Origin of the sequence: Neobacillus drentensis (assembly GCF_036962765.1) — a bacterium.
In the GTDB taxonomy this organism is placed as follows: domain Bacteria; phylum Bacillota; class Bacilli; order Bacillales; family Cytobacillaceae; genus Neobacillus; species Neobacillus drentensis_C.
Window position 1 is genome coordinate 1 of record NZ_JBALOS010000099.1, and the last position, 8348, is coordinate 8348.

Genomic DNA, 8348 nt, shown 5'->3' on the forward strand with positions numbered 1-8348 from the left:
CTGGAATCCCGCTGTAATTCGGTCTAGTTCAGCAAATGCCAGTATGGTGCATTAGCGAGTTTACAAATGGGATCTGCATTCAGATAAGTTCGAACCTTCCCTTGTCCGAACATGACTCTCATCGCTAGACGGTTCTTGAATACCATTAGACTTACACTTAATTTTTCATATAAAAAATAAACACACGATACCGTGTGTTTTTTGTTCTAGAGAAACCTCGTCCTCTAATAAATAGTAACCAATATTAGTTTACTTGCTTATCTACGCTTGGCGGAAGTAATTTTTCGCTTTCATATACTTTTCCAAGTTTTTCTTCCCCTTGTGTGAAGGTTGCTGTTGCTGCATCAAAATTAGGTGTTTCTTTTTTTAATTCATCGGCTTTAGCTTGGTAAGACGCTGCAAAATCCTTAATTGCAGCCTCAAGTTCGGCTTTTTTATCTTTTAATGATTCAGGAATTTGATAATGATTTAATTCTGCAGCCACCGCCGCAGCTGATTCACTTGCTTTAGCTCGATCTTCAGCAGTTGGTAATTCTTCAGGTTTCGCATCTTCTTTAGTTGCCTTTGCAACATATGCATTTAAATCAGCATCTTTTGCGTTAATTTTATTTCCAAGATCCATATAGAATCTAACTAATTCCTTTTTAACGTCCGCTTTCGCTGCTGTCTCTTCTTTTGCATCCGTCTTGTCTGTTTTTCCTTCATCATTGCTTGAACAAGCAGTAAGGCCCAAAGCCATCATAATTGTTGATACTACGACCAAGAACTTTTTCATTTCCATCTCTCCCTAATTCACTAATTTAAAAACCTTGTATATTTTACAACATTTGATTAGACGAAAAAAGTATTAAAGTGTTTCAAACCTTAAATAAAAATTTTCATATAATTTTTAATTTGCCATTCTAAACAAAAACATCAGTAGAATTACAATAGAGAACACCTCATGAAATTGAGAGGTGTTTCTATTGTTTTTTCCTCCTAAGTCATAAGATTTTGCAAATAATCCATATATAAGTAATTTTTTTTGCTTTTTTTTAATTAAAATTGAGATAATAGCAATAGACAATAATATTTTTCAAAAATGAGGGGTTTCAAAGATGGTTAATCGTCAAAATAAAAAAACACAGCATTTAGCAACGATTTTTCTTGCTGTGATGGGAATCGGCTTTCTGGCAACGATACCTTTAAAAGATTCTATTTGGAGGACAATTCTGCAGGGCGGATTTGAAGCTGGATTGGTTGGAGGACTAGCTGACTGGTTTGCCGTAACAGCATTATTCCGTCACCCATTAGGTATTCCAATTCCGCATACAGCACTGCTTCCCAAAAACCGTCATAGAATTATCGCGGGTATAATTTCAATGTTAGAAAATGATTGGTTGACAAAAGAAAGTATTCGTAAAAAGATTGATACCATTCATTTTACTGATAAAATATTTGAGATAATCGACAATGAATTACCATCACCAGCAGTCCAAAAGAATTTCATCATGATGTCTAAATATTTGATAAAAATATTTGATATTAAAAGATTCGCACCGCTGCTAGAAGAAGAACTAAAAGCTCGAATCCACGAAATCGATAGTAAGAATTTTCTTCCCCTACTTATTGAACAGGTTACGATTAGAGAATATGATGAAAAAGCTCTTGATTATATGCTAAAAGAGATAGATGAATGGGCAAGGAAAGAAAGTACCAAGTATAAACTCGGTGGGTTGGCTGTCGATGCGGTGGAAAATATCAAAGCTGATGGTTTTATGCAATTTGCTTTAAAATCATTTAGTAACTTGGTTAATGAAGAAAAATTAGGTAGTATCATTCAAAATCTTATTTTAAAAGGGGTAGCCAGCTTTCGGGACCCATTAAATCAAAATCGTCAAACATTAATGATTCATATTGATCATAAACTGCAATCATTAAAAAATGACCAAAAGGTCTATGAAGAACTAAATCATTTTAAAACACATCTTGTTAATAAGTGGGAACTGGACGAACAAATTACTGAGTTATTAAATCAGATACAACAAAAAGCATATGATTATATTGACAAGCCAAACTTTTATGATGATTATCTCCTCCCGCTCATTAAAAATGGCTTAGAGCAAATCAAATCTAATCCAGAAAGAGTACTTTCGATTGAAGCCTGGATTAAGAACCATATTTCAAACTTTGTTGATAAAAATCATTCGAAAATAGGCACGCTTGTTAAGGAAAATTTAGAAAAACTAGATAATAAAACACTTATTAAAATGGTCGAAACAAATGTTGGAAAAGACTTACAATGGATCCGTATAAATGGTGCTGTGTGTGGATTCCTCATCGGACTTGTTTTAGTTGGTATTAAAGCGCTATTTTAATTCACTTTCAAAAAGCTGCCTCACTGGGCAGCTTTTCCTATTTAAAATTCTCATTTTGTCCCTATGAAATCAACGTTCTTTTTCAGAATTTCCCAACATATTTAGTACTGTAGTCACAACTTTTAAGTAAAAAAGGGAGGCTGGAAAATGGCAGTAAGATTGATTAAAATTTCTGTGGTGTATTTTGTCATTGGGGTTTGCCTGGGGATGTATATGTCAATGACAGAAAATTTAAATTTTTCTCCTGTCCATGCACATATTAACTTATTAGGTTGGCTGACTATGGCAGTTGCTGGTCTCATTTATGTTGGTTTTCCAAGTGCAGCAGAAACAACACTCGCAAAGGTTCACTTCTGGGTTCACAATATATCTTTGCCCATTATGATGATTGGACTCGCTTTTTATGTATCCGGGACGAAAAGTGCAGAACCTGCCATAGCTACTGGTGGTACATTAATGGTATTAGGGATCATTGTCTATGCAATTAATATCCTTAAAAATGTTAGGAGTTAAGCGGGACTTTTATTATTAGTATTATTATTATTCTCCAACGGTTTAAACAAAGACGCCTCTTCAGGCGTCTTTGTTTTGTTAACGGTACGTTTCTAAGAATTTCCTTCTCAGTTTCATTTTTTCGTCATCCGTTATCTTGTTATTATAATTATATATAGCACTTTCCCAATCTCCATACATTGGGTTTGGAAAGAGAATAAGTTTTTTACCGAACTCCTCCCTGTATTTGTCGACCATTTGATTTCTTTTTGAAACAGATAATCCATCAAATCCATTGAAATCTCCCAGGTTATCACCAAATAATAAGACAATTTCATGGGTTCTCTCCACTTGGCGGCGCCGTGTTTCTTTCCCCTTTTCACCAGGATGCATTAATAACACATGCTCTTCATCTGCTTGTGGTGCACCCACATGCTGTAAATTCTTAATAGTGGCATCCTTTTGTGAATGATACCGGTTGGAAATGTAATAAATCTCAACACCTAAAGATTTTGCATACGTCAGAAATTCAATTGCTCCCGGTAGCGGTTTTGCCTCAGCCCTTTTGAACCATTCATTCCAATTAAAAGGAATCTTTCTACCTGCGATCACATACCAAGCTTGATGCGGGCTGTTATCTAATATGGTTTCATCGATATCAAGGACAACAGCCGGCTTTAAGGCATTCCTTCCCCTACTTTTACTCATGATTTCATCCAATCTCATTCTTCCAATGTTATAACCTTGATAAAATAATCCTTTTGCTTCCCCTGCTTTTTGAAACCAAAGCACGGACATCGTGTTTTGTTCTGATAAACTGGCCACTGCTTCAGCATTGACGTGAAAACTTGCAAGAAAAGTCGATAAAAATGCTACTGTGATTAAGGTCATTATTTTATTCAATTCCAACACCAATCCCTCATTTAAGTTTCAATGTTAGTATGTGAAATAGTAATAATTCCAATCATTAATCCGGATTGTTCTGTTTTGTTGCTTTACTTCAGCCTCCAACTTCGTTATAGTGTACTTATCAGCTGATAAGGTAATAACGACGAAAGGAACCATATTTTATGAGTAAGATGAACATGGAAGCTAAAGCAATGAATCAAACGGAAACATACCAATTGATTATTCAGACTGCGCGGCGCCTATTTATGGAACAAGGCTATCGTGCGGTATCCACAAGACAAATTGCAAAAATTTGTGGGGTTACACAGCCCGCGCTATATCATCATTTTAAAAACAAGCAAACTCTTTATGTTGCTGTGATGCAGCAAACTCTTCACCAAACTGAAATTGACCTAAATGCTCTGTTATCACAATTCACTACCTTTCAAGAGAGGCTTACACAAATTGCACTTTATATGATGGCTCATTTTGAAATGGATATGTCCCAAATGTTTCATGATATTTCACATGAACTTCACCCCAACGACCAGCAACAACTTTATCAATCGTGGATTAAAGCCTTTTTAACTCCTGTTGAAAACATGATTAATGATGGGGTTTCAAAGGAAGAAATTAAAAATCCAGCAAGAATGAATTCTACTAACACGCAATTAGCCTATATGATTTTAAACTTTATTAAATCTTTCCTAGAGCCTGAAAATACCGCAAGACTCACTGTAGAGGAGAGACAAACAAACGCGGAGGAAAAAGCCAAATTAATGGTTGAAATTTTTATTTATGGAATGAGAGCATAATTTTTTTTGCTAACAACTTATCGATTGATAAGGAAAAAAGAAAGGGAGTGACCAAATTGGAGAAACAATGGGTTAAGAGGTATGGCAATGCTGTTAGCGGAAAGAAAGGCAGATGGATTGTTCTATTTTTTTGGCTGTTACTAGCAGTAGTATTAAATGGAACTCTTCCACAAGCAAACTCCCAAAAGAATGAGATGGCTTCTAATTTAGACTCTTCCACACCTTCTCAACAAGCAAAAATCGTTGCAGAGCAAGAATTCCCGTCGACATCAGGTACCCCTGCTTTATTAACTTGGTATAAAGCAACTGGAATGACGGAAGAAGATCTTACACTCATACAAAAATATTCCAAAGAATTAGATCAAAATCCAGTAGACTCCCAGGATTCTGTAATCCCTTTTTATCAACTCCCACTCCCAGCTCTAAAACAGCAGCTCTCAGAGGATGGAACTACATTAATTTTACCTGTTACGTTTAAAAAAGATACGGACAAGGAGAAAATTGCTGATGGCCTCTCAGCATTTAAAGAAAAAGCTACAACTATCTTTCCACAGGATCCAAATAAAGCAAAAATTAGTGATAAGGATCAATTAGTATTACGAATTACCGGACCAGCCGGGATTTCAACAGATGCAACAGCTTTATTTAGTCAAGGAGACCTTTCCTTACTATTTGGGACGGTTGCCATTGTTCTTGTCTTATTATTACTAATCTATCGTTCTCCTGTATTAGCGTTGATCCCATTATTAGGGGTTGGGATTGCCTATGGTATTATTAGTCCCATCCTCGGCAGTATTGCAAAGGAGGGCTGGGTAGAACTGGACTCCCAAGCCCTATCGATTATGACGGTACTCCTTTTCGGTGCGGGCACCGATTATTGTTTATTCCTAATTTCCCGATTTAGAAGTAATTTACTTGAAGAAAAAGATAAGCTTACTGCAATGAAGCTTTCACTTAAAGGGGCGTCTGGTGCAATCGCCATGAGTGGGCTAACAGTTGTTTTCTCGTTGTTAGTACTATTACTATCCAAGTACGGCGCGATTCATCGTTTTGCCATTCCATTTAGTCTTTCTATCCTAATTATGATGGCAGCCAGTCTAACACTTATTCCTGCACTCTTAAGTATTTTTGGCAGAGCCTCATTTTATCCGTTCTTGCCGCGGACCAGGGCCATGCAGGAGGAACGAGCAAAAAGAAAAGGAAAAACTCTACAGCCGCTTAAAAATAAAAAGGGGTTTGGTTCACGACTTGGAAACCTAATTGTGAAAAAGCCACTACTGCTGATGATTGTTCCTTTATTATTTTTAGGTATTTTTGCTTTTTTTTCGTCCAAAATTGTTTACACTTACGATACATTGTCTTCTTTTCCAAAAGATATGCCGTCAAGAGAAGGCTTCCATATCATTTCCGAACACTTCAATCCAGGTGAATTAGCACCTGTTCTAGTAATTGTTCAAACGAATGGAAAATCAAGTCCTGTAAAAGAAAATTTAGAGAAACTCGCATACGTCGAACTTGTTTCCGAGGGTAAACAAGGAGCAAATAATAAAAATATCACTAGCTATAATTTAGAAATGAATGTCAATCCGTATTCTAATAAGGCAATGAGTCATATTCCGGAGCTTCGCAAAAATGTGGAAAACAGTTTAGAACAAGCTGGAATAGCTAATGTGGCTGATCATGTTTGGATTGGCGGTTTAACAGCGGAACAATACGACACTAAACAGACAACCAGTCAGGATAGTAATATCATCATTCCCATTGTGATTAGTATCATTGCTGTTCTGCTGCTTGTATATCTTCGTTCTATTACAGCAACAGTCTATTTAATTGGAACTGTTCTATTATCATACTTTAGTGCTCTTGGACTGGGCTGGGTTCTTCTTCATTATCTGTTCGGGGTAGAAGCGATCCAAGGGTTTATTCCGCTTTATGCTTTTGTGTTTATTGTTGCACTAGGGGAAGATTATAATATCTTTATGATTTCGAGCATATGGAAAAAAAGCAGACACTTACCCCTTCTACAAGCCATTAAAGAAGGGGTGGCAGAATCTGGATCGGTCATTACTTCGGCAGGACTTATCCTGGCCGGAACATTTGCTATTTTAACGACCTTGCCCATTCAAGTCCTTGTTCATTTCGGAACCATCACCGCCATCGGTGTTATATTAGACACCTTCATCGTAAGACCATTACTTGTACCATCCATTACAGTCTTACTGGGCAAATGGGCTTTCTGGCCATCAAAAAAACACATTTCGGCTGTAAAACGTAATACGGCAAATTAATTCCTATCAAAAAAGCAGTGGGACTCTCCCCACTGCTTTTTCTTGTATCTAATTCTTTTAACTTACTCGTTCTTCTTCTTTAGCCTCGATTGAACCTCTTTTATGAAACCCTTTTGCATAATAAACTATAACCAAGAAGACGAGGAATAAAGGTCCAATTACTAATGCAATCCTTGTATCTGGATTATACGCCATCAGCCCGATCACAAATGCTAAGAAGGCTAATGAAAGATACGAAGTAAAAGGGAAAAGCGGCATCTTATATTTTAGACTGCTCGCTTCAGTCGGTTTTAAGGATTTACGATAGCGAATTTGTGATAAAAGAATGATGCCCCATGTCCAGATGGCTCCAAAGGTTGCGATGCTCGTCACCCATGTAAAAACTTTTGCAGGAACAATATAATTTAAAATAACACCAATCAATAAGGCACCTGCTGAAGCTATAACTGCAACACCCGGAACACCACTCTTCGTTACTTTGGCGAAATTCTTTGGCGCCTCATCATGTTGTGCAAGGTTAAATAGCATTCGTGCCGTACTAAAAATCCCACTGTTACACGATGACAATGCGGCTGTTAGTACGACAAAGTTAATGATACCAGCGGCTCCTGGTATTCCAATTTGTTCAAAGGTAAGTACAAATGGGCTTCCTTTTGTACCAATTTCCTCCCATGGATAGATAGACATAATGACGAATAACGCACCTACGTAAAAAATAAGAATTCGCCAGAAAACAGAATCTATTGCTCTTGCAAGGGACTTTTCAGGATTTTTAACCTCTCCTGCTGTAACCCCAATCATTTCAATCCCAAGATAAGCAAACATAACCATTTGTAATGATAATAAAACACCTTTAATCCCATTTGGAAAAATACCGCCATGTTCCCATAAATTCTTAATTCCTGTAGCAATACCTCCATTGCCAATTCCAAAGAAAATCATGCCAATACCGATGGCAATCATCGCAATTATGGTAACAATTTTAATGAGCGCAAACCAAAATTCTAATTCACCATATGCTTTTACCGCAAGGAAGTTAACTGTTGCCATTATGACTAGTGCGCTAAGTGCCCAGATCCAGCGTGGAACATCCGGATACCAATACTCCATGTAAATTCCTACAGCTGTAATCTCAGCCATACAGGTCACGACCCATAAAAACCAATAATTCCAGCCTGTTATATATCCAGCAAGGGGTCCTAAATAGTCACGTGCATATTTGCTAAAAGAACCTGCTACCGGTTTTTGAATCGCCATTTCTCCCAAGGCACGCATGATAAAAAACATAATTAATCCAGCAACACCATACCCAACTAAAATACCTGGTCCTGCCATTTTTATAGCTGTTGCAGAACCAAGAAATAGACCTACCCCGATGGCTGCCCCTAATGACATCAAGGTGATATGCCTTTCTTCTAATCCACGGTGAAGCTCTTTACCATGAGTGTTTTTACTCATATAGATCATTCCCCTTTGTGTATAGACATTAGATTTACTCTCATCCCATT

General features: G+C 37.1%; 7 protein-coding genes. 4 read left to right on the forward strand and 3 right to left on the reverse strand.

Annotated elements, in window-relative coordinates; all coding sequences use genetic code 11:
- Positions 1–244 precede the first annotated feature (244 nt).
- Entirely contained in the window at positions 245–775 is a 531-nt protein-coding gene (locus V7137_RS13820; RefSeq protein WP_335698622.1) for a hypothetical protein, read from the reverse strand.
- A 322-nt stretch (positions 776–1097) separates the two neighbouring features.
- Between V7137_RS13820 and V7137_RS13825 the strand changes: the two genes are divergently transcribed.
- Both V7137_RS13825 and V7137_RS13830 read left to right on the forward strand, forming a co-directional pair.
- Positions 1098–2357 carry a DUF445 domain-containing protein gene (locus V7137_RS13825; protein WP_335698623.1) on the forward strand — a complete coding sequence of 420 codons (1260 nt, stop codon included), beginning with the start codon at positions 1098–1100 and terminating at the stop codon, positions 2355–2357.
- 147 nt (positions 2358–2504) lie between these two features.
- Positions 2505–2870: a cytochrome-c oxidase gene (locus V7137_RS13830; protein ID WP_335698624.1), complete on the forward strand. Its 366-nt coding sequence runs from the start codon at positions 2505–2507 to the stop codon at positions 2868–2870.
- 78 nt (positions 2871–2948) lie between these two features.
- Here the strand turns inward: V7137_RS13830 and V7137_RS13835 are convergent, their stop codons facing one another.
- Positions 2949–3740: a 5'-nucleotidase, lipoprotein e(P4) family gene (locus V7137_RS13835; protein ID WP_420490129.1), complete on the reverse strand. Its 792-nt coding sequence runs from the start codon at positions 3738–3740 to the stop codon at positions 2949–2951.
- Between the two features lie 179 nt (positions 3741–3919).
- Here V7137_RS13835 and V7137_RS13840 point away from each other — a divergent pair, with 179 nt between their 5' ends.
- Together V7137_RS13840 and V7137_RS13845 are read left to right on the forward strand one after the other, a co-directional pair.
- Positions 3920–4552, forward strand: coding sequence for a TetR/AcrR family transcriptional regulator (locus V7137_RS13840; protein ID WP_335698626.1), 633 nt, complete (start codon positions 3920–3922; stop codon positions 4550–4552).
- A 56-nt stretch (positions 4553–4608) separates the two neighbouring features.
- Complete coding sequence (locus V7137_RS13845) at positions 4609–6840, forward strand: MMPL family transporter (protein WP_335698627.1); 2232 nt, start codon at positions 4609–4611, stop codon at positions 6838–6840.
- 57 nt (positions 6841–6897) lie between these two features.
- Here V7137_RS13845 and alaP read toward each other — a convergent pair whose 3' ends face one another.
- A complete protein-coding gene (gene alaP, locus V7137_RS13850; RefSeq protein WP_335698628.1) occupies positions 6898–8298 on the reverse strand; it encodes an alanine permease AlaP in 1401 nt (466 codons plus the stop codon).
- Positions 8299–8348: the final 50 nt, after the last annotated feature.

Excerpts from the sequence above, each read along its gene's own strand:
- V7137_RS13835 (WP_420490129.1), bottom strand. The coding sequence starts at position 3,740 with ATGACCTTAATCACAGTAGCATTTTTATCGACTTTTCTTGCAAGTTTT.
- V7137_RS13830 (WP_335698624.1), top strand. The coding sequence starts at position 2,505 with ATGGCAGTAAGATTGATTAAAATTTCTGTGGTGTATTTTGTCATTGGG.
- V7137_RS13820 (WP_335698622.1), bottom strand. The coding sequence starts at position 775 with ATGAAAAAGTTCTTGGTCGTAGTATCAACAATTATGATGGCTTTGGGC.
- V7137_RS13840 (WP_335698626.1), top strand. The coding sequence starts at position 3,920 with ATGAGTAAGATGAACATGGAAGCTAAAGCAATGAATCAAACGGAAACA.
- V7137_RS13825 (WP_335698623.1), top strand. The coding sequence starts at position 1,098 with ATGGTTAATCGTCAAAATAAAAAAACACAGCATTTAGCAACGATTTTT.
- alaP (WP_335698628.1), bottom strand. The coding sequence starts at position 8,298 with ATGAGTAAAAACACTCATGGTAAAGAGCTTCACCGTGGATTAGAAGAA.